Annotated in this window: 1 pseudogene; it reads right to left on the reverse strand. The window is 61.8% G+C overall.

Annotated features, from left to right (window positions below):
- Nucleotides 1-71: 71 nt before the first annotated feature.
- Nucleotides 72-275 (reverse strand): annotated as a pseudogene (locus EOD29_RS36610) (succinoglycan biosynthesis protein exop); the annotation flags it as partial.

Genomic DNA, 275 nt, shown 5'->3' on the forward strand with positions numbered 1-275 from the left:
AAATGCCCGCTAACGCCCTATCCTGTCGGAAAGCGGCAAGGCAATATCAAATTTGCAAGGAAATGGGTGCTTCAGCGCCGCGGTTGCCGCGTTTCCATCACATGAACCCGAAGCCGGTCCCGCAGGCCTAAGATTTCGGAGCGCAGCAGCGCGATCTCGTTGACCGCCGCCGGGGCTGGCAGGGGCAATGGCGGCGGAGAAGCAACGGGCGGAGATGCCGGCAACTCCGTTGCAGGAGACGCGACGGATTTGCGCAAGGACAGCAGGAAAGCCAG

The organism is Mesorhizobium sp. M1A.T.Ca.IN.004.03.1.1 (assembly GCF_003997555.1).
GTDB lineage: Bacteria > Pseudomonadota > Alphaproteobacteria > Rhizobiales > Rhizobiaceae > Mesorhizobium.